General features: G+C 29.7%; 27 protein-coding genes and 1 pseudogene. 25 read left to right on the top strand and 3 right to left on the bottom strand.

The features are described from left to right. Nucleotides 1–7 precede the first annotated feature (7 nt). The 25 genes and pseudogenes from fliI to J2Z76_RS07780 all read left to right on the top strand — a co-directional run bounded on the left by fliI (nt 8) and on the right by J2Z76_RS07780 (nt 19922). Nucleotides 8–1306 carry a flagellar protein export ATPase FliI gene (gene fliI / locus J2Z76_RS07900; RefSeq protein ID WP_209511496.1) on the top strand — a complete coding sequence of 433 codons (1299 nt, stop codon included), beginning with the start codon at nt 8–10 and terminating at the stop codon, nt 1304–1306. Nucleotides 1307–1344: 38 nt separating this feature from the next. Further along, nucleotides 1345–1797, top strand: a complete 453-nt coding sequence (fliJ, locus tag J2Z76_RS07895) for a flagellar export protein FliJ (protein ID WP_209511495.1) — start codon at nt 1345–1347, stop codon at nt 1795–1797. Between the two features lie 36 nt (nt 1798–1833). After that, nucleotides 1834–3135 (top strand): flagellar hook-length control protein FliK, encoded by a 1302-nt coding sequence (locus J2Z76_RS07890; protein WP_209511494.1) that lies wholly within the window; start codon nt 1834–1836, stop codon nt 3133–3135. Between the two features lie 14 nt (nt 3136–3149). Continuing rightward, nucleotides 3150–3671 carry a flagellar hook assembly protein FlgD gene (locus tag J2Z76_RS07885; protein ID WP_209511493.1) on the top strand — a complete coding sequence of 174 codons (522 nt, stop codon included), beginning with the start codon at nt 3150–3152 and terminating at the stop codon, nt 3669–3671. 27 nt (nt 3672–3698) lie between these two features. After that, entirely contained in the window at nt 3699–4085 is a 387-nt protein-coding gene (locus J2Z76_RS07880; RefSeq protein ID WP_209511492.1) for a TIGR02530 family flagellar biosynthesis protein, read from the top strand. Nucleotides 4086–4164: 79 nt separating this feature from the next. After that, nucleotides 4165–4995 (top strand): flagellar hook-basal body protein, encoded by an 831-nt coding sequence (locus tag J2Z76_RS07875; protein WP_209511491.1) that lies wholly within the window; start codon nt 4165–4167, stop codon nt 4993–4995. Between the two features lie 113 nt (nt 4996–5108). After that, entirely contained in the window at nt 5109–5306 is a 198-nt protein-coding gene (locus J2Z76_RS07870) for a flagellar FlbD family protein (RefSeq protein WP_209511490.1), read from the top strand. 18 nt (nt 5307–5324) lie between these two features. Next, nucleotides 5325–6209 carry a motility protein A gene (locus tag J2Z76_RS07865; protein ID WP_209511489.1) on the top strand — a complete coding sequence of 295 codons (885 nt, stop codon included), beginning with the start codon at nt 5325–5327 and terminating at the stop codon, nt 6207–6209. A gap of 33 nt (nt 6210–6242) precedes the next feature. Beyond that, nucleotides 6243–7088, top strand: coding sequence for an OmpA/MotB family protein (locus J2Z76_RS07860; protein ID WP_209511488.1), 846 nt, complete (start codon nt 6243–6245; stop codon nt 7086–7088). 28 nt (nt 7089–7116) lie between these two features. Then, nucleotides 7117–8115 carry a flagellar motor switch protein FliM gene (gene fliM / locus J2Z76_RS07855; protein ID WP_209511487.1) on the top strand — a complete coding sequence of 333 codons (999 nt, stop codon included), beginning with the start codon at nt 7117–7119 and terminating at the stop codon, nt 8113–8115. Nucleotides 8116–8132: 17 nt separating this feature from the next. Then, on the top strand, nt 8133–9044 hold the full coding sequence (locus tag J2Z76_RS07850; protein ID WP_209511486.1) for a chemotaxis protein CheC: 912 nt from the start codon (nt 8133–8135) through the stop codon (nt 9042–9044). 6 nt (nt 9045–9050) lie between these two features. After that, a pseudogene (gene fliN, locus J2Z76_RS07845) lies at nt 9051–9305 on the top strand (flagellar motor switch protein FliN); the annotation flags it as partial. Nucleotides 9306–9350: 45 nt separating this feature from the next. Next, nucleotides 9351–9713, top strand: a complete 363-nt coding sequence (locus J2Z76_RS07840) for a response regulator (RefSeq protein ID WP_209511484.1) — start codon at nt 9351–9353, stop codon at nt 9711–9713. A gap of 33 nt (nt 9714–9746) precedes the next feature. After that, the gene (gene fliO, locus J2Z76_RS07835; protein ID WP_209511483.1) at nt 9747–10061 is read left to right on the top strand and encodes a flagellar biosynthetic protein FliO; all 315 of its coding nucleotides are present in this window, start codon (nt 9747–9749) and stop codon (nt 10059–10061) included. A gap of 14 nt (nt 10062–10075) precedes the next feature. Continuing rightward, nucleotides 10076–10825, top strand: a complete 750-nt coding sequence (fliP, locus tag J2Z76_RS07830) for a flagellar type III secretion system pore protein FliP (protein ID WP_209511482.1) — start codon at nt 10076–10078, stop codon at nt 10823–10825. 14 nt (nt 10826–10839) lie between these two features. After that, nucleotides 10840–11106, top strand: coding sequence for a flagellar biosynthesis protein FliQ (fliQ, locus tag J2Z76_RS07825; RefSeq protein WP_209511481.1), 267 nt, complete (start codon nt 10840–10842; stop codon nt 11104–11106). A 12-nt stretch (nt 11107–11118) separates the two neighbouring features. Further along, complete coding sequence (fliR, locus tag J2Z76_RS07820; RefSeq protein WP_209511480.1) at nt 11119–11889, top strand: flagellar biosynthetic protein FliR; 771 nt, start codon at nt 11119–11121, stop codon at nt 11887–11889. A 12-nt stretch (nt 11890–11901) separates the two neighbouring features. Further along, on the top strand, nt 11902–12963 hold the full coding sequence (gene flhB / locus J2Z76_RS07815) for a flagellar biosynthesis protein FlhB (RefSeq protein WP_209511479.1): 1062 nt from the start codon (nt 11902–11904) through the stop codon (nt 12961–12963). 3 nt (nt 12964–12966) lie between these two features. Then, nucleotides 12967–15024, top strand: coding sequence for a flagellar biosynthesis protein FlhA (flhA, locus tag J2Z76_RS07810; RefSeq protein WP_209511478.1), 2058 nt, complete (start codon nt 12967–12969; stop codon nt 15022–15024). A gap of 31 nt (nt 15025–15055) precedes the next feature. Continuing rightward, nucleotides 15056–15817, top strand: coding sequence for a sigma-70 family RNA polymerase sigma factor (locus J2Z76_RS07805; RefSeq protein WP_209511477.1), 762 nt, complete (start codon nt 15056–15058; stop codon nt 15815–15817). Nucleotides 15818–15831: 14 nt separating this feature from the next. Continuing rightward, the gene (locus J2Z76_RS07800) at nt 15832–16584 is read left to right on the top strand and encodes a flagellar hook-basal body protein (protein WP_209511476.1); all 753 of its coding nucleotides are present in this window, start codon (nt 15832–15834) and stop codon (nt 16582–16584) included. Nucleotides 16585–16601: 17 nt separating this feature from the next. Beyond that, nucleotides 16602–17315 carry a flagellar hook-basal body protein gene (locus tag J2Z76_RS07795; RefSeq protein WP_209511475.1) on the top strand — a complete coding sequence of 238 codons (714 nt, stop codon included), beginning with the start codon at nt 16602–16604 and terminating at the stop codon, nt 17313–17315. A gap of 28 nt (nt 17316–17343) precedes the next feature. Further along, nucleotides 17344–18810 carry a flagellar assembly protein A gene (locus J2Z76_RS07790; protein WP_209511474.1) on the top strand — a complete coding sequence of 489 codons (1467 nt, stop codon included), beginning with the start codon at nt 17344–17346 and terminating at the stop codon, nt 18808–18810. Between the two features lie 12 nt (nt 18811–18822). Then, the gene (locus J2Z76_RS07785) at nt 18823–19440 is read left to right on the top strand and encodes a chemotaxis protein CheC (RefSeq protein ID WP_209511473.1); all 618 of its coding nucleotides are present in this window, start codon (nt 18823–18825) and stop codon (nt 19438–19440) included. Next, nucleotides 19437–19922 carry a chemotaxis protein CheD gene (locus tag J2Z76_RS07780; RefSeq protein ID WP_209511472.1) on the top strand — a complete coding sequence of 162 codons (486 nt, stop codon included), beginning with the start codon at nt 19437–19439 and terminating at the stop codon, nt 19920–19922. The genes J2Z76_RS07785 and J2Z76_RS07780 overlap by 4 nt, the downstream gene beginning before the upstream one ends. 56 nt (nt 19923–19978) lie before the next feature. Here J2Z76_RS07780 and J2Z76_RS07775 read toward each other — a convergent pair whose 3' ends face one another. From J2Z76_RS07775 to J2Z76_RS07765, 3 genes are read right to left on the bottom strand one after another with little or no spacing between them, the layout of a single operon-like run. Further along, on the bottom strand, nt 19979–20251 hold the full coding sequence (locus J2Z76_RS07775; RefSeq protein ID WP_209511471.1) for a late competence development ComFB family protein: 273 nt from the start codon (nt 20249–20251) through the stop codon (nt 19979–19981). A gap of 21 nt (nt 20252–20272) precedes the next feature. Continuing rightward, nucleotides 20273–22336 (bottom strand): S-layer homology domain-containing protein, encoded by a 2064-nt coding sequence (locus J2Z76_RS07770; RefSeq protein WP_209511470.1) that lies wholly within the window; start codon nt 22334–22336, stop codon nt 20273–20275. A gap of 17 nt (nt 22337–22353) precedes the next feature. Next, nucleotides 22354–22998, bottom strand: coding sequence for a PilZ domain-containing protein (locus tag J2Z76_RS07765; RefSeq protein WP_209511469.1), 645 nt, complete (start codon nt 22996–22998; stop codon nt 22354–22356). Nucleotides 22999–23031 lie beyond the last annotated feature (33 nt).

Genomic DNA, 23031 nt, shown 5'->3' with positions numbered 1-23031 from the left:
AGATTGAATGAAATTAAAAAAGCTACAAGATACTCTTGAACAGGAAGATTTTTATACATATATAGGTAAAGTGAAAAGAATATCGGGTATGATGATTGAGGCTACTGGGAGTAAATACAGGATTGGTGAAGTCTGTATGATTAGTACTGATATTGTTGATAAATATGTATCAGCAGAAGTAGTTGGATTTAATGATGGAAGAGTTTTATTGATGCCATATGAAGATATAAAAGGTATTGGGCTTGAAAATATAGTTAAATCTACCAAACATAAGTTAAAAATTCCTGTGGGAGATTTCCTAATAGGTAGAATAGTTGATGCCAAGGGACAACCTATAGATGACGGTAAAGATTTTCAAGCAGAAGATTATTGTTATGTTGATAACGAATATATTAATCCTTTGTCAAGGCCAAGAATAGATAGTTGTTTAAGTTTTGGTATTAAAACAATAGATGGAGTTATGACAATAGGCAAAGGGCAACGTATGGGTATATTTGCTGGAAGTGGAGTAGGTAAAAGTACTCTGTTGGGGATGGTTGCAAAAAATGTAAAGGCAGATATAAATGTAATAGCTCTAGTAGGAGAAAGAGGCAGAGAAGTAAGAGAATTTATAGAAAAGGATTTAGGTGAGGAAGGATTAAAAAGATCTGTATTGGTGGTAGCTACTTCAGACCAACCAGCTATGCTTAGAGTAAAATGCGCTTTAGTTGCAACTACAATTGCTGAGTATTTCAGGGATAAAGGAAATGATGTTCTTCTCATGATGGATTCACTTACAAGATTTGCTATGGCACAAAGAGAGATAGGGTTAGCTACAGGTGAACCACCAGTTGCTAGGGGATATACACCATCTATATATGCAGAATTACCTAAACTACTCGAAAGAAGTGGCAAATTTAACAAAGGTTCTATAACTGGAATTTATACAGTGTTAGTAGAGGGTGATGATACAAATGAGCCAATTGCCGATACTGTGAGAGGAATTGTTGATGGACATATTGTACTAACCAGAAAACTTGCAAATTCTAATCATTTCCCTGCTATAGATGTTAATGCTAGCATATCGAGACTAATGAATGATATAGTGTCAAATGAACATAACAGTAATGCAAAAAAAATAAGGGATATATTATCATTATATTATGCAAACTACGATTTAATTTCAATTGGAGCTTATAAAAAAGGAACTAATTTGCAATTAGACGAAGCTATTAGTAAAATTGATCAAGTAAATGATTTTCTAAAGCAAGAAATAAATGAGAACTTTACATTTGAAGAGACGCTAAGTATTATGGAGAAAATTTGATAAAATAAAAACTGCTAATTATATAATAAGGAGATAATATGAGAAAATTCTACTTTTCCTTACAAAAGGTTTTAGAAATTAAAGAACAAATTCTTAAGAACTTAAAAAGTGAATTAAATAATTTTAATCAACAGCTAAAGAACATTGAATATGAAATAGTCAGTTTATTAGAGAAATACGATGAAACAAATAAGGAATTTAACGAAAAGTCATCCGTATCCATATCAGTTGGAGAAATGTCATATTATAAAATGTATATGAGTAGCATGTTAAGATATGTTGAAAAAAAAGAAGATGATAAATTACAGTTAAATAAAAAGATAGAATCAAAGAGACGTGAAATAATTAATATGAACATTGAGATATCAAGCCTTGAGAAATTAAGAGAAAAAGAATTAATGAAGTATAATGAAGCATTAATGAAAAGCGAAGAAATTTTTATTGATGAATTTGTTGCTAATTCGAGAATGATAAAACAGTATATGTTTTAACATAAATTAAATTATAAGTTAAAGGAGGTGAAAATAATGAATGTTATCAATTTAAATAATGCTAAAAGTATTAACAATCTACTATTTAATTTGACAAATGGCACATTGGAAAAGAATGGATTTAATATTTCTGAAGGTAATAGTAGTCAAAGTTCATTTTCAAAAATGTTAAGTATGATTCTTGGCGGAACGATTGAAGAACAATCGATCACAACCGGTGAGTTTATTTCTAACGAAAGTTGTACCAATATGATGATTTTCTCTAGCAAAGATGATAAATCGACAGATCAAACTGAAGTTGACTATGGCAGTATAATGAACATACTTTATGGTTGCGCTGCACAAGAACCAATATGTGAAATAAATACTATAGGAATTGAATCTAATGATATAAATTCTGAAAATTCTATAAATGAATTTAATTTAAGCATCCAAAATCCTATAAATGGTTTACACTTGACAGAGGTAAATAACTTAGTTGAAGAATCAGCTAACCAAGATTTAAAAGGATATTCCATCGTTGGTGAAAAAACATATCAAGAACTACCTGTCATCAAAGAAATAGTAAATAACTCATCGCATAGTAGTAATAAGACAATACAAAGTAGTATTGTGCCAAGAAATAGTTTGATATTAAATAAAAGTGACAGTAATATACAACACAATGTTTTTGATAAAACTGCACCAATTATAGAGAATTTTAATAACACAAACGAAATAAAATCAGAATTTAACAGAATTAGCATATCTAAAGAAGTTCTACCCAAAGAATTGGATGAAAACCAGAATGATGTTAAGTCAAATATGGAATTTGGCAGCAACTTGTTAGAAAATAAGCCCCCTATATTTAATGAAAATAACAAAATAATAGAAATAAGTGATGAATCCACTAAAATAAAAGATACTGTATTATCACAAGTAGAAGATAAAATTATTTTTATGGCAAAGGATAAAGAAGGAATCCAGCAAGTAACGATGGAACTTAATCCTAAAAATTTAGGGAAAGTTAGTGTTAAGATGTCTGTTGAATCTGAGAAAATTTCTGTTGTAATAATGGCTTTAGATCAAAAAACAAATAGCATCTTAATGTCAAATGCTCAAGAACTGACTAGAGCACTGCAAAATCATTTTAACAATGGAAGTGTTACTGTAACTGTAACAGAAAATGTTTTAAATCAAAATAATCAAAGTAATATGAACTACAGCCAACAAAATAGTCAAAGAGAACAAAATCATAATAACCAGAATTTTTATAACAATATTGACGACTTAGAGGAAGGTAATTTTATAGCTGAAATGATAAATTTAAGAAACTTTAAACTAAATACGATAGTTTAATAGGAGGTTGTATAATGGAAATAAATGCTTATAACGTTAATTCTACTACTTTAGCAACAAATAGCGTATCTGCTAATAGCTCTTCATTAGGAATGAATGATTTTCTTAACTTGTTAGTTGCTCAAATGAAAAATCAAGATTCATTGAATCCTATGGATAACACAGAATTTGTCTCACAATTAGCTCAATTTTCATCATTGCAAGCTATGAGCAATTTAGAAGAGAGGTCTAAGCAGTCTCAAGCGACATCCTTAATAGGAAAAACTGTTGTTATGGCAAATTATGACAATAAAGGAGATCTTGAGATTACAGAAGGGGTAGTAGAAAAGGTTACAATATATGGTGGAGAAACTTATTTATATGTAGACGGAGAAGCCTTCGATTTATCAAATATTATGGAAATAAAGGCTAAAGAGGATTCAAATGTAGTTGAAGAAACATTAGGTAATATTTTAGATGAAATGATTATAATGAATTCAAAAGAAACTGAAAATGAAACGGGTGTTGACGCAGAGAACTCAGAACAGAGTGAATAACATATTGTTTATGAGGAGGGTGTATAGATGACAGACATAAATTTTATAAGAAGTATTAGTAATTTAAATAAGAACAATCTTTCAACTCCTGTTATAAGAAATAAAGAATTTGATGTAAATTCAACATTTAAAGATATTTTAAACGAAAAATCTAAGAAGGTTGAAGTATCATTTTCTAAGCATGCAAATGAAAGAATAGAAGAGAGAAACATAGGTATAGATGAAAATGTAACTAATAGACTAAATGAGGCAGTTTGTCAAGCTAAAGACAAGGGTCTTAAAAATGTACTTGTAATGATAGACAATTCAGCTTTCATAGTTAGTACAGTGAATAATAAAGTAATAACAGCAGTAAACAGTAATGAGTTAAAAGAAAATGTATTTACTAATATTGATGGAGCTGTAATAAAATAACTGGTCCTTTTGAGGAAGTTAAAGTCTGGATTTTTTTGAAAGACAATACAGCTAAATAAAAAAGGAGAAATGATTAATTATGATGAAAGCACTATATTCTGGTGTAGCGGGATTAAGAAGCCACCAGACAAAAATGGATGTAATAGGAAACAATATAGCTAATGTTAACACATCAGCATATAAGGCTCAAAGGGTTAATTTTGCAGATGTATATTATAATACCTCAAACGTAGGTTATGGAGCTAAGGTAAGTTCAGTAGATACAATGTATTCATTATCAGGTTATTCACCCACAGACAGTTCTACAGATTTATATATAAGCGGAGATGGATATTTTACAGTAAAAGATCAAAGTGACAATATATTTTATACTCGTAATGGTGCATTTAAATTTGAAGCTTCTGGTGATCTTATAGATGCGAGCGGATCAAAAGTTTTAGGATGGAATAGTACGGATTTATCAACAGTAGATTCAACTGGTGATCCTGTAGCAATTAATATTGCACCAGCATCCACGGATGTAACCTATACAAATATAACAATAAATACAGATGGTACAATTTCTGCAACATATAATTATAATGGTACAGGAACAGATGCTAAAGATAATACAATTGTAACTTTAGGTTGTGTAGCTGTTGCAAATGTGCCTAATCAAAATGGATTAGTACTATCAGGGAACTCGTATTATTCTGAAGGAAAAGATACTGGAAATATAAGCTATTATACACCTGGAAAACCAGGTAGTGGTACAGGTTCATTACTTACAAATGCTTTGGAAATGTCAAATGTAGATTTAGCTGGTGCCTTTACAGATATGATTACTACACAAAGAGGATTTCAAGCTAACTCAAAAATAATAACTACTGTAGACCAGATGTTAGAAGAACTTGTAAATCTTAAGAGATAGCTAATATTGGTAACAATGGGCGGCAAAGCCGCCCTATAAAAATATTAACCATGGTTAAAAAAATGTTTTGGTTATGGCTAATATTTTTATAGAATGTTCCAAGGAGGATGAATATGGTTGAAGTTACAAGCTTAAATAATGAAATGGTCATAATTAATTCAAATTTAATAGAAAAGATTGAATTTATACCTGAGACAAAAATTACATTAACAACAGGAAGGTATTATTTAATCAAGGAGAGCAAGCAAGAAATTGTTGATATGATAATTAATTATAATAGGAAAATATTTATAGGGTTGACTACTGAATAACATAACAAGGGGTGTAAAATGAATTTTTCGTTTATAATAGGACTAATTTCTGGATTCGGGTTAGTTATATACGGTATGTGGAGTAGTGCATCAAGTACTTCGCAAGCTGTTTCAAGTTTTATAAATCTACCAAGTGTTTATATTACTATTGGTGGATCCATAGCTGCAACTGTAATGTCAGTTCCGCTAAAATACCTTAAGGACGTACCTAAAAATGTTAGACTTTTGATGAGAAAGGATAAAATAAATCTTGAGCAATATATAGAAGCTATTGTAGAACTTGCAAAAGAGGCACGACTTAAAGGGCTTTTAGTTCTTGAACAAAAAGTAAACAATATAGAGTTGCAAGATGATTTTTTGAAATTGTGTACAATGCTTATAGTTGATGCGATAGAGCCTTCCAAGGTAAGAACACAGATAGAAAATGAAATTAATTGTATAGAAGCACGACATGCTTCTACGTGGAGTGTATTTGACAAATGTGCAGCTTTTGGACCAGCTTTTGGAATGATGGGAACATTGGTAGGGCTTATAAACATGCTTGCAAATATGGACCCAACTGGAGGGGCAGATGCACTTGGAAAGGGTATGTCTACTGCACTTGTAACTACATTTTATGGGTCTGTTTTGGCTAATTTAATATGCATACCAATATCAAATCGATTAAAGGCTATGCACGAGGAAGAAATGATAGTTAAGGAATTAATTATGGAAGGTGTTCTTTCAATTCAATCTGGTGAAAATCCAAAATATATTGAGGGGAAATTAAAAACGTATATTAGCTATAAAGATAGAGAAACTTCAGGTAGTGTTGAAGATCAAGTAGAAGGAAAGAAAAAATCAAAAGCTAAAAAAGTTAAAAAGGAAAAAAAATCTAAACAAGGTGAAGTAAATAATGCATAAAATAATATAATTGTTTTGAAAGGGGTTGGTGAATTGACGAGAAAAAGAAAAACCAGTGGATTAGGCCATGCAAGTTGGCTTGAGACATACAGCGATATGGTAACATTACTTTTAACATTTTTTATTATGCTTTATGCTATGTCAACTATAGATGCTCAAAAATATTCTTTGATAGTGCAAGCCTTATCAAAAGGTGATGCGATTGTAACTCAAGATGATTTACCAATAGATGATGACTTGTTAGATGAGGGGTCAATTGAGGAAACTCCTATAATCGAAGAAGAAGATACTGATGATATTGATAAATTGTACACTTTGCTAATGGAATATATATCTAAAAATAATTTAAACGATAGCGTTGAAGTTAGTAAAACAGAAGAGTATGTTTTTATTAGATTCTATGATGACATAACTTTTAACGGTTATAGCAATCAACTAAAAATTAGTGGTAAAGCAATTTTAGATGTTCTTGCTGAAGGATTAGGATCAGTTGATAATTACATAGAAGAAGTAATTATTGCGGGACATACCGCAGAAGTTGAAAGAGATAAGAGCACTATAGATAGAACTTTATCAACTGAGAGAGCTAATGCCGTATTACAACATTTAGAGGCGAAAAATGTAATTAATCCTGCTAAGTATTTAGCAATAGGATATGGGTTATACAGTCCAATTGCAGATAATAATACTCCCGAAGGAAGAGCTAAGAATAGGAGAGTTGAAATATATATTAGCAGAAAAGGTCATCCTATAAGTTATACAAATATAATAAAGGATACTTTAAATGGAATAGAAAATTCTGACGTAGATAGTAGCGTAAGTAATAATATTGTTAATAAACAATCCTTAGACTATAAGAATAAGGTAAATTTAGAATAAATAGTAAAAAATGGAGTGAGGGCCTAATATGGCAGAAGTATTATCACAAAGTCAAATAGATGAGTTGTTAAATAATCTAAATAGTGGTGAAATAGATATACAGGAGATTGAATCACATAGCAAAGAAAAAAAAGTTAAAGAATATGATTTTAGAAGTCCAAAAAAAATCACAAAAGAAACTGTGAATTTACTAAATGGAATTTATGAATCATATTGTAGAAGCATATCTTCTTCTTTAACTTCAATGCTTAGATTTATGTGTGATGTAACTGTTGAACAAATTGAAGAAAGCATATTTCATGAGTATAACAATGCTCTTGACGATTATGTATTAATGGGACTTATAAATGTAAAATATCCAGATGAAACTGTTTCCGACAATCAAATTCTCATAGAGGTTTCAAAGTCGTTGTCATTTGTTATTATTGATAGGTTGTTAGGGGGAAGTGGGGAAGAAAGTAATTTTACAAGAGATTATACAGATATAGAGTTATCATTATTAGGTAATTTACTTAAACAAATTATTTCTCCTATGGGAAATTCGTGGGAGAGTACCATAGGTATGAAAACGGAATTAAGTAAAATAGAAACAAATTCTAGATTCATACAATCTATAAATTATAATGATACAGTATTAATAATAGTCCTTAATGCGACGTTAAGTCAGGCAACTGGAAAAATAACTATATGTATACCAACAAATATATTAGATGAAATATTTAAAAAAGCTGATGCTTTTTCAAAAAGTAATATTAAAAAGAAAAATTCAGATCAAAATTATGAAAATCAAAAAGAAGCCATTATGAAAACATTAAAAGTTTCAAAGCTAACCGTATCAGGAGTTTTGGGCAAAACTGAAGCCTCATTAGGTGATATATTAAATATGAAGGTTGATGACGTAATAATTCTTGACAAGAACTATAATTCAGATATAGATGTTAATGTTGATGGTGAAAAATGGTTCGAGGGAAAATGGGGTACTAAAAAGAGTAAAGGTGTAATAAAAATAAGTAAAATTATACATTAATGAAAGAGGAGCTATATATGGCAAATGAAATTATTTTTTCTGATATGGAAAAAGATGTAATAGGCGAAGTAATGAATATAAGTTTAGGCTCTTCAGCTACATCCTTATCTACATTATTAGGTAAAAGGGTAGAGATAACTGTACCTAAGGTAAATGTTATTAATGCTGGAGAATTTAGTTTTGAGGGATTAGAGCCTGCCATAGGTGCTGAGATAAGGTACGTAGAGGGTTTAGATGGTGTTAATCTAATGATATTAAAAAGATTAGATGCCAAGGCTATTATAGAAATTTTAATGGGACAAACAATACCAGATGAAGAGTTTCAAATGGATGAAATAAGTATAAGTGCAATATGTGAGGTTATGAATCAGATGATGGGTTCAGCTGCTACGGCACTTGCAGATTTTTTAGGAAAACCAATAAATATTTCTACACCTGTAACATATGAAATAGAAGATAAGGTAGATTTTAAGAATAAGTATTTTAATGAAAATGATATTATAGTAGCAGTCAGTTTTAATTTGTTTATAGAAGAAATTGTTGATAGCAAGTTTGTAAATGTTATGTCATTAGAACTTTCGAGAGAAATAGTATCAATGTTTTTAAAAGGAACTGGATATAGCATGGATGAAAATGAATCAAGTATTGAAGAAGATACTTCTTCTTTGAAAAAAAACGAAGATCATTCAAATAGTGTTGTACCACCAGTATCTGAAAAAAGTGTTATTCAACAAAATCATTACAATGAACATGAAGAGGATGAAGAAGATGAAGAGGAGGAAGAAGAATATATTGAAGAAAAGCCATCTGTAAGAAAACAAAGTAATAATAGGACAAAGACAAAGCAAAGATCACAAAATATAGTTAATGTCAGTCCTATGAAATATGAAAATTTTGATGATTATGAAGAAGATTTATCCCAAGACTAACTTTCAAATCTTGAATTAATAATGTCTGTACCATTAGAAGTTAGTGTTGAAATAGGAAAAACCAAAAGACAAATAAAAGATATACTAGAATTTTCTCAGGGTACAATAGTAGAACTTGATAAGCAAGCAGGTGCATTAGTAGATATTATAGTAAATGGACAGATGATAGCGAAGGGAGAAGTTGTTGTTGTAAATGATAACTTTGGTGTTAGAATCTCTGAAATAGTTAAAAAAGATGAAATTATAAAAATATCATTATAAAAATATAAAAAACAATAAAAAACACATAAGTTTATGGAGGTAAAAATGAAAGGTAAAATATTAATAGTAGATGATGCTGCATTCATGAGAATGATGCTTAAGGATACATTGAAAAAAAATGGATATGAAGATATTATAGAGGGTGCTGATGGAGAAATTGCTGTTCAGACATATAAAGCAGAAAAACCAGATTTAGTAATAATGGATATAACAATGCCAAATAAAAATGGACTAGATGCATTAAAAGAAATAAAAGCATATGATTCTAACGCTAAAATAGTAATGTGTTCTGCAATGGGACAAGAGTCTATGGTTGTAGAAGCAATTAGAAGTGGAGCAAAAGATTTTATTGTTAAGCCATTTAAAGCAGATAGAGTATTAAAAACAGTTGAAGGTATAATTGGTTAATAGGAGTTGATTATCATTAAAGATATAATATCATTGGTAATATCTATTTTAGGTATAATATTTGTTCTGTTTTTAACTTATTTTTCTACTAAATGGTTGTCTGTAAAGGCTACCAGTATAACAAAGTCTAAGTATATGAACATAGTTGATAGGATTGTACTGGGTCAAAACAAATATTTAGCAATAATAGAGATTTCTAATAAATATTATCTGATTAGTATTACTGATAACAATATAAATATAATAAAGGATTTAGATGAATTTGAGTTAAAAATTTCAGAAAATACTGGCGAAAGCATTGAGTTCAATAAAATATTTTCTAGATTTTTTAAAAATAAGAAATTGTAGCGAGAGGGGCAAAAATGAATAATAAAAATAAATATATATTTAAAATTTTGCTCTTAATTTTATTGATTGTTCCAATCTATAGCGCTAAGGCATATGGAGGCGTTATTAATATGGATATCAATGGAAGCTCTGTGGAAACAATAGAAATAATAGCCTTGCTTACAGTTATGTCATTACTTCCATCTATATTGATAATGATGACATCATTCACAAGGATAATAATAGTGTTGTCATTTTTAAAGAATGCTTTGGGGCTTCAACAAACACCTCCGAATCAAGTAATGGTTGGTATTGCATTGTTCCTGACATTATTTATAATGTCACCTGTTATTGATGAAGTTAATGTAGATGCTTATCAACCATATAAAAATGAGGAAATAACGCAACAAGAATTTTTTACAAAAGCTTCTGAGCCGATTAAGGTTTTTATGTTAAAGCAAACTGGTGATAGTGAATTAAAAATGTTTATGGATATGTCGAGAGATGAGAAATTAAAATCCACCAAAAATCTACAAGAGCTTCCATTAACTATAATAATTCCTTCATTTGTTACAAGTGAGTTGAAAAGGGCATTTGTCATAGGTTTTTTACTGTTTATTCCATTTTTAATAATAGATATGATAGTATCAAGTATTCTTATGTCTATGGGAATGATAATGCTTCCTCCTGTTATGATATCCTTACCGTTTAAACTTTTGCTGTTTGTGTTGGTGGACGGGTGGTCTCTTCTATTTAAAACTTTAATAACTACATTTAATTTTTAACATAGGAGGAATATATGACTACATCAGTTATTATGGATATTATGCAATCAGCTATGGTAGCGGGAATTAAGATAGCAGCTCCAATATTGCTTATTAGTATAGTAATAGGTCTTGTTATAGCTATTTTTCAAGCAGCAACGCAAATACATGAGCAAACACTAACCTTTGTACCAAAATTATTTGCTACTGCTATAATTTTAATAATTCTTGGACCATGGATGACAGAGGTTATGTCTGATTTTGTTTATTATATATTTGATATTATGACAACAATTTATTGATGAGGTAAAGCCATGGCATACGAAGGAGATTTAACATATTTTTTATTAGTATTAGCACGTATGAGTGGTTGTGTCTTTTTTAATCAAATATTCGGTAGAGGAACTTTGCCTGCAACATTTAAAATAGCATTAAGCTTAATGCTTACAATTACAGTTTATGGGATTATTCCACCTACAGATGATATTTTAATTTCTTCTATATTAGAATATGGGTTAGTTATTTTAAAAGAAGTATTTATAGGTTTTTTAATAGGATATATAATAAGTATGTTCTTTTCAGTAATTGTAATTGGCGGAGAGATAATAGACATGCAAATCGGTATGTCTATGTCTAAGATTTATGATCCTAGTAGCAATATTTCAATGGGTGTATCAGGTAGTTTTTTAAATGCATTTATAATATTATTGTTTTTTAGCGCGAGAGGGCATCTATCACTGATTCAAATATTTATAACTTCATGTAAACTTATAGAAATTGGATCATTTACCATACCGCAAAATTTATTTTATAATATGGTAGAGATGTTTTCACAAATATTGATTTTTTCTATAAAATTAGCACTACCAGTATTAGCTGTAGAAATAATAACTGAAGCTGGTGTAGGAATATTGATGAAGGCGATTCCTCAAATACAGGTTTTTTCTGTAAATATTCAACTTAAGCTTTTTGTAGGATTATTTATTGTTATGATTCTTGTTCCATCTTTTTCAGTATTTCTAGAAAATATATTGACTATTATGTTTGAAACAATTCAAAGAAACTTAAGTTTGTTAATTAGCTGAAAGTAGGGTAATATGGCTGGAGAAAAAACTGAAAAAGCCTCCCCCAAAAAGAGGAAGGACGAGAGAAAAAAAGGTAATGTATTTCAAAGTAAGGATGTTATAACGGTAGGGGTAATAGCTATATCTTTCTATATATTGAAATTATGGATGCCTTATATATACATGGTTACAAAAACGTCATTGATTAAATATATTTCATTGATGGGAACAACATTAAGTTTTAATGAAAGTTTTGTTTCGCAGACATTTAGAGACATTGCAATAGCAGTATTTGGATCATGCGGAGTACTGATGGTTGCTGTAATAACTGTTACAATAATATTTACCGGTGCACAAACAAAATTTTTAATATCAGCAGATAGCATAAAGTTTAAGCTTTCAAAGCTAAATCCATTATCTGGAATTAAGAAGATGTTTTCGATTCGTTCAGTGGTGGAACTTATAAAGAATCTTATAAAAATTTCAATTTTAGGGTATGTAGTTTATTCAGTTATAAGAAAAAACTTATACCTAGTTCCACGCTTGATGTCTATGGACTTAATAGCAGGTTTAAGCTTTATAATTACAACCATTATGTCACTAGTTAATAGTATAATAATAGCATTTGTTGCCATATCGGCATTAGATTTCCTATATCAATGGTGGGAATACGAAAAAAATATTAAAATGTCTAAGCAAGATGTAAAAGAAGAATACAAACAACAAGAAGGCGACCCACAACTTAAGGGAAAAATGAAAGAAAAACAACGAGCTATATCAATGTCAAGAATGATGCAACAAGTGCCACAAGCAGATGTAATAATCAGGAACCCTACACATTTTGCAATAGCAATAAAGTATGATTTAAACAGTAATGGAGCTCCAATTGTTCTAGCTAAAGGTCAGGACAATATAGCAATGAAAATAATCGAGAAAGCAATGGAACATAATATAAATTTAGTAGAAAATAAGTCATTAGCAAGAGCATTATATGAAAATGCAGAAGTTAATATGGAAATACCATTAGAGTTTTATGAACCAGTAGCAGAAGTATTAGCATGGGTTTATAAACTTAAAGAAAAAGGAAAACAATAAAACATGAAAAAGTTTTTAAATAATTCTATATCATTATTTATAATAGCAATAGTATTAATGCTTATAATTCCACTACCGGCATTCTTTTTAGATTTGATGTTTATAATTAATATATCTTTATCACTGATAATATTACTTACTACAATGTATATCAAAGAAGCCTTAGAATTTTCAGTATTCCCTTCAATGTTGTTGATTACAACACTATTTAGATTATCGTTAAATGTATCGTCTACGAGACTGATTTTAACAAATAGTGGTTCGGCAGGACAGGTCATAGCAACATTTGGAAATTTTGTATTGCGTGGAAATGCAGTAGTAGGATTTATAGTATTTTTAATAATTGTTTTAGTACAATTTATTGTAATTACAAAGGGAGCTGAAAGAATTGCAGAAGTATCTGCAAGGTTCACTTTAGATGCTATGCCAGGAAAACAAATGGCAATAGATGCAGATTTAAGTTCAGGGCTTATAACAGAGGATCAGGCAAGACTAAGAAGGTCAAACATTCAAAGAGAAGCCGATTTTTACGGAGCCATGGATGGAGCTACAAAATTTGTAAAAGGTGATTCTATAATGTCTATAATTGTCACCGCTATTAATTTTCTTGGTGGTGTAATTATAGGAATGGTGCAAGGGGGTACAACATTTGCACAAGTTTTGCAGACATTTTCTATAGCAACAGTTGGAGATGGTTTAGTATCACAAATACCAGCACTTCTAATATCTACAGCTACAAGTATGATAGTAACAAGAGCTGCATCAGAATCTAGTTTAAATGTTGAGCTTTCAAATCAATTAAAGTCGCAACCTGTAGTTCTTATAATTTCAGGTGTAGTACTAATTGCTATGGGATTGATACCAGGTTTTCCAAAACTACAAGTATTTACACTTGCAGCAATTCTTATTTTTCTAGGTACTAGATTATTAAAGAGTAGTGTAATTAAGTCTGAAAAAGACATTTTAAAAGATGAAAGTTTGCAAGAAAAACCAGCAGAATCAGAAGAAGAATACTTTAGAAATATCGATAATATTTATGAACTAATACAAATTGATCCAATTGAAATGGAAGTTGGATATAGCCTGATACCACTTGTTGATGAATCAAGTGGAGGAAGTTTTATAGATAGAGTAGTAATGTTTAGAAGGCAATTTGCATCTGAGATGGGTATGGTAGTTCCATCAGTAAGACTTCGTGACAATGGCTATTTAAATCCTAATGAGTATTTAATTAAACTTAAAGGAGAAGAAATTGCAAGAGGTGAAATACTTGTTGATTATTATCTAGCTCTTAATCCAGGGGCTATAACAGGTGAAGTAGATGGAATAGATACTATAGAACCTGCATATGGAATACCTAGTAAGTGGATAACAAAGGATAAAAAAGAATTAGCTGAAATATATGGTTATACTGTAATAGATCCATTATCAGTTTTAGTAACTCATTTGTCAGAAATAGTAAAATTACATGCACATGAGCTGTTATCAAGACAGGATGTAGAACAACTACTAGAAAACTTGAAGAAAACTAATGATTCATTAGTATCTGAAGTTGTTCCTTCAGTTGTATCATATGGTAACATGCAAAAAATACTGGGAAATCTGCTTTACGAGGGAGTACCAATAAAGGATATGGAAACAATAGTAGGAACAATAGGTGATTATGGTTCATCTATAAAAGATACTGAAATGTTAACAGAATACATTCGACAAGCATTAAAGAGGACTATAACCAGGAAGTGGTCTGAAGGTGGACAAATAAAGGTAATTACACTAAGTACCGATGTAGAAAAACTAATAATTGGTGCAATTAATAAAAATGATAGAGGCTCTTACTTATCAATAGATCCAGAAGTAATGCAAAAAATTGTAGGAGAGCTATTGGAACAAATTAAGAAGCTAAAAGAGGAAATAAATGTACCAATAATCTTGACATCTCCATTTGTAAGAAGTTATTTCAGAAAATTGGTAGATCAATTTTATCCAAAGGCGGTAGTATTATCATTTAATGAAATTGACAACGCTGTACAAATACAAGCAATAGGTAACATTTCAATTTAAATAAAATGAGAGAGTGATACAGATGATTTGTATGAAAGAGATACAACCAGATAATGAAAATCTATGGGAGCGATATGCTGAAACAAAAGATATAGCTATTAGGAATCAGATAATAGAAAAGTATAGCTACCTAGTGAAAATAATAGCACTAAAAATAAGAGGAGTTTATGAGCAATATGGAGACGTTGATGATGTCATAAATGAGGGAATTATTGCTTTGATAGACATTATAGATAAATTTGACATATCAAAAAATGTTAAATTTGAAACTTATGCTACAATTCGTGTGAAGGGGGCCATTATTGACTATGTTAGAAAACAAGACTGGACTCCAAGAAAGGTAAAGACTGATGCTAAGATTCTAAGCCAAGCAGAAAAAGAATTAAATATTAAGCTTGGAAGAACACCAAATGATAATGAAATTGCCGAATTTTTACAAATTGATATGGAGGAATACAATCAAATTGTCAGAAATACATTGGGTACAAGCATAATGTCATTTGAAGAATTAGTTGGAGAAGCAAATTTAAGAGATCGTGAAATTAAATATGATTATGAGCTTCCAGAAGATATATACGAAACAAAAGAACTGAGCAAAGTGTTGAAGGAAAGTATTAATCAGCTTAAGGAAAAGGAAAAGCTTGTAATATCATTGTATTATAAAGAAGAAATAAAACTTAAAGACATTTCGAAAATTTTAAATATAAGCAATTCTAGAGCATCACAAATACACTCTATGGCCCTAGAAAAGTTAAAAAAGAGTATTAAGGAGTATCTGCAAGATAAAATATGATATGAGGTGAAAATATGTCAAGAGGGTTCTATGCATTAACATCAGGTATGCTTACTCAACAAAGAAAAATAGATATTTCAAGTAATAACATTGCTAATATGAATACAGCAGGTTATAAAAAGGAGCAGGCAGTTACTACAAATTTTGGTAATTTATTAATAAGTAAATATAAGCAAAAAGGTATCTATGAAGAAGCTACACCAATAAATAATGTTTCAATTATTAGAGCGATGGAAGATAACAATACAATTCATTCACAAGGTACTTTAGAAGAAACGGGATTAGCAACAGATTTTGCTATAATTGGACCAGGTTTTTTTAGCATTGATAATAATGGTGAAACTGTATATACCAGGGATGGTAGCTTTAATATTGATTTAGAAGGATATTTAACTCTAAATGGTGTTGGTAGAGTTCAAGGCGAGTATGGAGACATCTATGTAGGTACTGATAAATTTGACTTTAATGAGGATGGAAGTATAGTTGTTGATGATGAAGAAGTTGATAGGATTGCCTTATATGATTTCTTTGATTATAATAATTTAGAAAAATCAGGAGAAGGGATGTTTACTTCAGGAGAAGTACCAGACTTATTGGAGTATTCTAAAATTTTAAATAAAACAATTGAAAGGTCAAATGTAAATGTAACAGAAGAGATGACTGGACTAATCTCATCTCAAAGAGCGCTTCAAACGGCATCACAAGCTTTAAAAATATATGATATGGTACAGGATAAGGCAGTTAGTGAAATTGGAAAGATTAATTAGTAAAAGGAGAGATTATAATGATTAGAGCTTATTATACAGCAACTAATGGAGCAACAAGCAATCAAAATTACTTAGATGTATTGTCAAATAATATAGCCAATGTACAAACTGTTGGATATAAAAAGTCAAAAGCTGAATTCTCAGATTTATTATATTCAAACATTAAAGGAGCCGGCGATAGTGATACTAGAGTTGGAAGTGGTTCAAAGTTAAGTAAAGTAGATACTGTATTCAATCAAGGATCCTTTTATTTTACTGGTCAAGAGACAGATTTTGCAATTGAAGGTGATGGTTTTTTTGCAGTACAGTTTGAAGATAATACATATTTTACAAGAGGCGGAGAATTTAAGGAAACAAATGTTGACGGAGAAAACTATCTAATGTATCAAGGTGGATATGTACTTGATGAAAACGAAGAGCCAATCATTATTGGCAATGAGTATGATGAGTATAATGAGTATGAAGAGCAAAAAGTAGGAGTGTTTACACTAGAAAACAATTCTGATTTAAGGGCTGTAGGTAACAACTTATTTGAAATAGCTAATGAAGATGCAGAATATAATTTATCTGAAAATTTAAAGCCTATAAAAGGATTTTTGGAGTCTTCTAGTGTGGAAATGTCAGAAGAAATGGTTAAAATGTTGCAAATACAAAGAGCATTTCAATTGAATTCAAAAGTGATACAAACATCAGATGAAATTGAACAAACAATAAATTCATTAAGGGGTTAACTATAAAATAAAAGATGAGGGTGGCATTATGGATTTAAATAATAATACAGTTGATAATCGTAATCAGTTAGAGGAGTTTGATAATGAGGAGAAAGAATTATTAAAGTACAAAATAAGTCATCTTGTGTCAGCAAATAGATTAAAGTTATATATCAGAATTGATTTAATAAACAATGAGTCAACCGTGGATTATGAAGATATAATGAATTACATAAAAGAACAAGATGTAGTATATGGTATAGATGAAAAAGAAATTATTGAATATTGTAATAAAATGGAGTTTTCGAAAGAACTCGTAGCTGCATCAGGGCTAGACCCTGTTGATGGTAAGGATGCAGAATTAATATATGATTTTGATACATCAAATGAAAACAAATTAAAAGAAAAAGAAGATGGAACAATAGATTTTCAAAATTTGAACAATGTAGTGAATGTTAAGAAAGGTGATGTACTCTGCCATATAATACCAGAAAAAGAAGGCACTGACGGTATTGATATATATGCAAATGACGTTAGTTATAAAATAGGTAAAAAAGTTTACTTTAGCAATGGAAAAAATACTTATATATCTGAGGATGGGTTGCAACTTTGTTCAAGTGTTGATGGATGTGCAAAAATAATAGGAAATAAAGTTGTTGTTGAAGATGTTTACACAGTAGATAATGTGGGAAATGAAACCGGTAATATAGATTTTCCAGGAAGCGTAGTTATAAATGGAGATGTTAAGGCTGGATTTTCAGTCAAAGCTAAACAAGATATAAAAGTTAGAGGATTAGTTGAAGGTGCATATATTGAAGCAGGTGGAGAAGTTATAATAGGCAAGGGCATGAATGGTATGGGCAAGGGTACAATTTATGCAAAAGGTAATATAACTAGTAAATATATAGAAAATGCATCTGTTGAATCTGAAAAAAACATTTATTCTGAAACATTAATTAATAGCAATGCTATTGCTAATGGCTCGATAATATTAAAAGGACATAATGCATCCATAATAGGTGGTACAAGCAATGCAAAAGAAATGATTTATGCTCCAACAATTGGTTCTAAAGCAAACTCAGAAACTAATTTAATTATTGATTTGAGCAATTATAAACAAAATGAAGATGCAATAAATAAAGTAAAAAATAAAAAGTTAGATTTAAAAAGAGAATATAATAATAAAGTTAAAGAACTTGAAGATTTAGAAGATAAAATGAAAATCCTTATAAATAGTAGCATAGAAAATAGAAATGTATTACGTAAAAGTCTTATTTTTAAAAAAGCTAAAGTGAATAAAGATATTTGCGAAATAGCAAAGGAACTAGAAGAAGAGATTCCAATAGACAACATTGCAAACCACAAAATAATATGCAAAGGTATTATGTATGTTAATACAAGAATTAGTATTGGCTGGCTGAAGTACAGGGTCAGACAGGATATTAGTTACAGCAAAATTTATAATGATGGAAGTGATATTGTCGTAGTGCCTTTGAAGTCATCTGACATAATATAGGAGGTAAAAAGATTGTTTAGTTATAATGAATTAAATGAAATGCATATAGATGTACTAAAAGAAATTGGTAATATTGGTGCAGGAAACGCAGCTACATCACTTTCACAAATGCTTTCTAAAAGAATAGATATGAATGTACCAGAAGTTAGCATACTTAACTATGATGATGCAATTCAATCCATAGGTGGTGCGGAGAATGTTGTAGTGGGAATATTAGTTAGCTTCGATGGAGATATAGAGGGTGTAATATTATTCTTGTTGAAAAAAGAATTTGTACATTTAATATTAAATTCGTTGATGGGAACAGAGCTTAGTAAATTTGAAGACATATCAGAAATGGAGCTATCAGCACTATCTGAAATTGGAAATATAATGGTGTCTTCTTATGTTAATTCCATTGCTACGCTTACAAATATGAAAATTGACATATCTGTTCCTGGTTTAAATATAGATATGGCTGGTGCTTTATTAGATGCTGTTGCAGTAGAATTTGCAGAAGCTGCAGATAAGGTTATATTTATAAAAGAAAAATACTTCTATGGAGAAGAAACAGTATATAGTAATATGCTATTGTTACCAAATATGTCCTCGCTTAATATTTTATTAAAAGGATTTGGAATTGAAATATGAGCGATGAACTAAATGTTGGAATAGCAGATATGAAAATAGCATATTCACCAAAAGGGTTAATATCTTATGCATTAGGCTCCTGTGTTGGTATCTGCATTGTAGATCAAGTTAAAAAAGTTGCAGGAATGGTGCATATTATGCTACCAACTAATAATAATGTAAGCGATAAGAACAATGTATTCAAATACGCAGATACCGGAATACCTGAAATGGTAAAACAAATGGAATTAATGGGATGTATGAGATCAAGAATGATTGCTAAAATAGCAGGTGGAGCAAGGATGTTTGAAATTAAAGGTAATTCTAGTATTGGTAATATTGGAGAAAGAAATACCATAGCAACGAAAGAAGTACTAAGTAAGTTGAATATAAAACTTATAGCACAAGACGTTGGAGCAAATTATGGTAGAACTATAATTTTTGATAGTGATACTGGAAATTTAACAATAAAGTCTTTTGCTAAAAATATAAAAATTATATAATAAAAAAAGGAAATAATATTCAATAATTTCCTTTTTTTATTATATAATTTTATTAGTTAATCGTGTCTTTTGTTTTTTGAAACATACTCAATGGCACTTATCACTTCTTTAATAACCTCAGTATTATTCTGTATTTCAAGGGAATTATATTCTGCATATACCTCGCCAGTCTTTGATGTGATGTAAAAAGGTTTAATATTATTTAGTGATTTTGCCAAAATATCATCGATACATTGTTCACATTTGCATATATGTGAATAGTTCGGGTCAGTTTTTAAGGTATTATCTAAAAACCGTTTAACACATAATTCTACATAATTTACTACCATTTTCAACAATCTCCTTTTAAATTAATTTAATTTTTCTCTATACATACCTACTATTGAAATAATAATATCATCATAATATTTATTATTAATAATATCTCTGTAATTGTAGTACTTTTTATAGATGGAATTAATATAAGCTAATTCACTAGCAGTAGGGTTTAGATTGTAAAGTTTATTTATGGCATGTACAACTTCTGCTCTTGTTATTGGCTTGTCTGGATAAAAGTGACTGTTGTTACCAACAACTATATCTCTACTTGTAATTTTAATTATTTCTTTTTGTGCCCAGTGACTATTTATATCAATATAATCATAATTGCTTGTAGCAGGAAGTGCTGAAACTTTAGACTTAAAAGCACTTATGTTTGAAAGCATTTTACAAAATTCAGCCCTTGTTACATTATTGTCTGGTCGGAATGTTTTATCCTTGTATCCAGATACGTATCTTTTACTACTTCCCATAGAAATATAATCTCTTGCCCAATGATGTTCTATATCGGTAAATTTATTTTTTAAAAACGCATTTGTATCATAAGGAAGATCGGTTATTCTACAAAATAAAGTAACTATTTCAGCACGAGATATATTCGAATCAGGATAGAAGTATGAAGAATTACTTCCGTTCATATACGATGGTAGGATAATTTCATATAAATCTGAATTATCATCATTGTTTTTATATAATATACCAATGTTCTCAAATAAATCCTTGGTGTATTTATAATTGTGAACACCATAATCAATAGAATGCTTTCGAGATTTGATTCTGGAATCTATATTAGTTATATAGGCAGTTCTATTTCCTGATTTATCAACAACTGTAAATACATAGTCACCGTTATATGTTACCTTTGTGTTATGTTTATATACAATTTTTGTTCCAGTATTGCTGTTTCCGCCAAGTGGAACATATTTACCATCAAATGTAATCATATAATCTAGTCCAAAATCATCCTCAATTTCTAATTCAAATGTATAATCAGAAAGGAAAGATGATTCAACGGATGGTCTTCTGAAATCAATTCCATCTATATTGAAATTAAAAATTTCTTTTGTGTTAGAATCTGATTGAATCATGACCTCGTAATTTCCATTGTCATAAAAAATACCTTTATTAGGAAAAGTCTCGAAAATTTCATTAGTTGTAAAATTATAACCTGAATAATGTACAATTGAGCTGTAATCATCATAGTCAACAGGTAATAGAGAAATTAAAAGATAAAATTCACCCTGTCTAATTACTTTATAACGATAGATTACATCATCAATTGTAAATGAAAAATCAATAGGATTATTATTTTTTATGTTAGTTATATAATAATTTACACTGCTTGATATTGTAGTTTTTTTATTAGGTGCAGTTATTGATCTGATTTTATCTAGTTCCATATTAAATAAAATTTGTTTTTTTTCATAATCATACATTAGGGTATAATCAAAATTAATATCCTCTTCATCATCGTCTATATTGTTATTATCGGTCACATTGCTATCGATATCCTTTACAGTATAGTAAAGGGTTCTTCTAGTGTTACCATAATAAATTGTAAAAGGATATACACCATTTCTATCTGCAACGTAACTTGCACTTTTTCCATTAACAAGATACCCTGAAGGAAGATATATGTAATACTCATCATCAGCATCATCTTCAATAAGTTCTCCATCATCATATCTATGGGGAGTTATTGTAATTTCCTTAAAGTTCCTACTAGAAACATCTTTGGTAGAAAAATCAGCACTTATAGATTTGTTTACCGATGATACCCTGACTGTAATGCTAGATTTTTTCCCATTCAATTCAGCAGTAATAGTAGTTCTTCCGACTTTTTTAGCTGTAACATTTCCTTTGTAATCTACATCTGCTATTGTTGGTTTGGATGATGAAAATTTAATACTATTAGAGCTTATGCTAGTAGGATTAATTTTAATATCTAATGTTACAAAATCATCAACAGCCATATTAAGCGTTTTACCACCATTTATAGATATTGATCTAACTACAGTTTCACTTCCATAGATTGTATTAGAATAACTAAATATAATTGTAAAAATTAATAATATTATAATTGACTTTTTTATCAAAAAATTCACCTCTGAAATTATTTATTTCTGTATAATTGTAGCTGTCTATCAAATAAGTACTGCAAAATAACAGCTTCATCACTACTTGACATACTTAGAAAATAGCAACCATAATTTTTAGCTTCATTACTGTTTTCATTTTCTGTTTCACATTCATCTTTTAAATTATCAATTCTAATTATTTTTGCTTCTAAAGGAATTGATTTATATTTATAATACTTAAAATAGTATGTAATAACATCTCCTATTATTAGGTCTATATTGGACGAAATAAGCATACCACCTATGCTCAAATTAAGTATATTTATCTTAACATTTGGTAATTCATCAGTTATATCATCACCATTCCTATGAATTTTACTTACATAAAAAGATAAATCAGTCCGAACTTTCAATGCATTTCTTCGCTCAATAACAGGTTCTTTTCTAAGAATTTGTGCAGTAAGCTGATGCTTAGATGCAACACTTACATTGCATAAATAGGGAGAAATTCCCACAAGCTCGTCATAGACTTTTACAATAATATTCATACCAGAATCTAAAATAGGTAAATTATTTCCTTTTACTATTATTGCATTGCTATTTAAACTTAAAAGGATACCTCGTCCAATATTAATTTCATCTAAATCAAATATTCTAACTAATAAAATTCTCTCGTTCATAAAATGCTCCTTTAATAAAAAGTATAAATCTAA

The sequence above is a fragment of the Sedimentibacter acidaminivorans genome, from assembly GCF_017873955.1.
Taxonomy (GTDB): domain Bacteria; phylum Bacillota; class Clostridia; order Tissierellales; family Sedimentibacteraceae; genus Sedimentibacter; species Sedimentibacter acidaminivorans.
This window is presented reverse-complemented; position numbering and strand designations above follow the sequence as displayed.

What these genes read in the sequence shown, in the direction of transcription:
- fliR (WP_209511480.1), top strand. Translation starts at nt 11,119, where the DNA reads ATGGCATACGAAGGAGATTTAACATATTTTTTATTAGTATTAGCACGT.
- flhB (WP_209511479.1), top strand. Translation starts at nt 11,902, where the DNA reads ATGGCTGGAGAAAAAACTGAAAAAGCCTCCCCCAAAAAGAGGAAGGAC.
- J2Z76_RS07800 (WP_209511476.1), top strand. Translation starts at nt 15,832, where the DNA reads ATGTCAAGAGGGTTCTATGCATTAACATCAGGTATGCTTACTCAACAA.
- J2Z76_RS07865 (WP_209511489.1), top strand. Translation starts at nt 5,325, where the DNA reads ATGAATTTTTCGTTTATAATAGGACTAATTTCTGGATTCGGGTTAGTT.
- J2Z76_RS07805 (WP_209511477.1), top strand. Translation starts at nt 15,056, where the DNA reads ATGAAAGAGATACAACCAGATAATGAAAATCTATGGGAGCGATATGCT.
- fliM (WP_209511487.1), top strand. Translation starts at nt 7,117, where the DNA reads ATGGCAGAAGTATTATCACAAAGTCAAATAGATGAGTTGTTAAATAAT.
- J2Z76_RS07775 (WP_209511471.1), bottom strand. Translation starts at nt 20,251, where the DNA reads ATGGTAGTAAATTATGTAGAATTATGTGTTAAACGGTTTTTAGATAAT.
- fliP (WP_209511482.1), top strand. Translation starts at nt 10,076, where the DNA reads ATGAATAATAAAAATAAATATATATTTAAAATTTTGCTCTTAATTTTA.
- J2Z76_RS07890 (WP_209511494.1), top strand. Translation starts at nt 1,834, where the DNA reads ATGAATGTTATCAATTTAAATAATGCTAAAAGTATTAACAATCTACTA.
- fliI (WP_209511496.1), top strand. Translation starts at nt 8, where the DNA reads ATGAAATTAAAAAAGCTACAAGATACTCTTGAACAGGAAGATTTTTAT.
- J2Z76_RS07795 (WP_209511475.1), top strand. Translation starts at nt 16,602, where the DNA reads ATGATTAGAGCTTATTATACAGCAACTAATGGAGCAACAAGCAATCAA.
- J2Z76_RS07880 (WP_209511492.1), top strand. Translation starts at nt 3,699, where the DNA reads ATGACAGACATAAATTTTATAAGAAGTATTAGTAATTTAAATAAGAAC.
- J2Z76_RS07840 (WP_209511484.1), top strand. Translation starts at nt 9,351, where the DNA reads ATGAAAGGTAAAATATTAATAGTAGATGATGCTGCATTCATGAGAATG.
- J2Z76_RS07765 (WP_209511469.1), bottom strand. Translation starts at nt 22,998, where the DNA reads ATGAACGAGAGAATTTTATTAGTTAGAATATTTGATTTAGATGAAATT.
- J2Z76_RS07780 (WP_209511472.1), top strand. Translation starts at nt 19,437, where the DNA reads ATGAGCGATGAACTAAATGTTGGAATAGCAGATATGAAAATAGCATAT.
- J2Z76_RS07870 (WP_209511490.1), top strand. Translation starts at nt 5,109, where the DNA reads ATGGTTGAAGTTACAAGCTTAAATAATGAAATGGTCATAATTAATTCA.
- J2Z76_RS07850 (WP_209511486.1), top strand. Translation starts at nt 8,133, where the DNA reads ATGGCAAATGAAATTATTTTTTCTGATATGGAAAAAGATGTAATAGGC.
- fliQ (WP_209511481.1), top strand. Translation starts at nt 10,840, where the DNA reads ATGACTACATCAGTTATTATGGATATTATGCAATCAGCTATGGTAGCG.
- J2Z76_RS07875 (WP_209511491.1), top strand. Translation starts at nt 4,165, where the DNA reads ATGATGAAAGCACTATATTCTGGTGTAGCGGGATTAAGAAGCCACCAG.
- fliJ (WP_209511495.1), top strand. Translation starts at nt 1,345, where the DNA reads ATGAGAAAATTCTACTTTTCCTTACAAAAGGTTTTAGAAATTAAAGAA.
- J2Z76_RS07790 (WP_209511474.1), top strand. Translation starts at nt 17,344, where the DNA reads ATGGATTTAAATAATAATACAGTTGATAATCGTAATCAGTTAGAGGAG.
- flhA (WP_209511478.1), top strand. Translation starts at nt 12,967, where the DNA reads ATGAAAAAGTTTTTAAATAATTCTATATCATTATTTATAATAGCAATA.
- J2Z76_RS07885 (WP_209511493.1), top strand. Translation starts at nt 3,150, where the DNA reads ATGGAAATAAATGCTTATAACGTTAATTCTACTACTTTAGCAACAAAT.